Source organism: Gordonia sp. (in: high G+C Gram-positive bacteria), assembly GCF_049299075.1.
Taxonomy (GTDB): Bacteria; Actinomycetota; Actinomycetes; order Mycobacteriales; family Mycobacteriaceae; genus Gordonia.
Genome location: NZ_JBAQWU010000302.1, coordinates 1 through 1,514, shown reverse-complemented (window position 1 = coordinate 1,514; position 1,514 = coordinate 1). Strand labels below are relative to the sequence as shown.

Below are 1,514 nucleotides of genomic sequence, written 5' to 3'. Positions count from 1 at the left end.
GCGGTGCGCGATGCGATCCCGCTCACCCCGCCAGGCGCGATCCGCGCGCTCGATGCTGTGCAGCGGGCGCTGGCCGCCGGACGTGGGGGGCCAGGTCTCGCGCCGACGCTCGCCGAGCAGGGCGTCGGTTACCTGGTGTTGCGCGCCGATCTGGAGCCGACCTCGTCGCGCTCCGCACGACCACTTCTGGTCGCCCAAGCACTGCGCGATTCGCCCGGGATCACGCCGGTGGCCACCTTCGGACCACCCACCAGCCCACCCACCGCCGACGGCTTCGTGGTCGACAACGGGCTCCGACCGGACCTGCCTGCGGTGACCGTCTATCGGATCGCCGGTGCCCCCAACACCGGCCCGCGACTGACCCCAGCAGACGGCGTTGCGCGGGTGGCTGGCGGCCCGGAAAGCCTGCTCGCCATCAATACGGCCCGAATGCGCGCCGGACTACCGGCCGTGGGGCCAGCACTCCTGCTCGCCGATGCCCAGCAGGCCGGACTGGGGCAGGGCCCCGGCGTCCTGGCCACCGATACCCCGGCCTTGCGGGAGGTGGACTTCGGACGCGTCGACGACCACGCCTCGGCCATCCGGTCTCCGGACGATCCACGACTGACCAAGAACCGCGTCGCCGACTATCCGGTCGACGGCCAGCCGCCGGTAGTAGCCCGGTGGGTGCTCGACGGCGAGCCCGGCACGGTGCGGGTCAGTACCAGCGGCTCTGCCTCCGATGCCACTCAACCCGGCCAGAGCGTGCCCGCCGCCGCAGCTGCCTCCGCCTTTGACGGCGATCCCAGCACCGCGTGGGTGAGCCGAGGTCTGGACTCGGCCGTCGGCCAGTGGCTGGCGATCGACCTGGCCGAACGCCAGCCCAACCTCGCGGTCACCCTCACCACCGGGCAGGCCATCGGCTCGGAGGTGACCACCGTCCTGATCACTACCGACGCAGGCAGCACCGTCGCGGCGAACCTCAAGCCCGGCACACCGACGCGCGTGGTGCTGCCGTCCGGTCCCACCAGTCACATACAGATCCGCGCGATCGAAACCGAGGACGGGCGCGGCGGCAACCAGTTCGCCCTCGCCGAAGTGGCGCTCGAAAATGCGGTGACCCGGCTGCCAATCGGCATCCGACAGCAGGTGCTGCTACCGGAGCTGCCGACCGGCACCGGTGTCCGCGGATGGGTACTCGGACCGGAACAGCCTGGCCGCGGGGCGTGCGTCGACGACGGCGACCGGATCCGCTGCGCGGGGGCGTTGCCGCTGGATCCAGAGATCCCGGGTGTCTTCAGCCGGACGCTGTCAGTGCCGGTACCGACGCAGGTGTATCCGTCGGTGGTGCTGCGACCGATGGCCGGGGCGGCGCTGAACGATCTGCTCGCGGTCCCCGGCGCACTGCGCGCCGAGGGGCCGTCGGGCGTGACCGATGTGCGCGGCAGTGCGACCGCCGCCATCGACGGCGATCCGGCGACCACCTGGATCGCGCCCGAGCCCACCGACAAGGCCACCAAGCGGCCCACCCTCAC

At 72.2% G+C, this 1,514-nt stretch carries 1 protein-coding gene; it reads left to right on the top strand.

Going from position 1 to position 1,514, the window contains the following annotated elements; genetic code table 11:
* A partial coding sequence (locus WAW85_RS09195; RefSeq protein ID WP_422559312.1) for an alpha-(1->3)-arabinofuranosyltransferase domain-containing protein occupies positions 1-1,514 on the top strand: 1,514 nt, incomplete at both ends.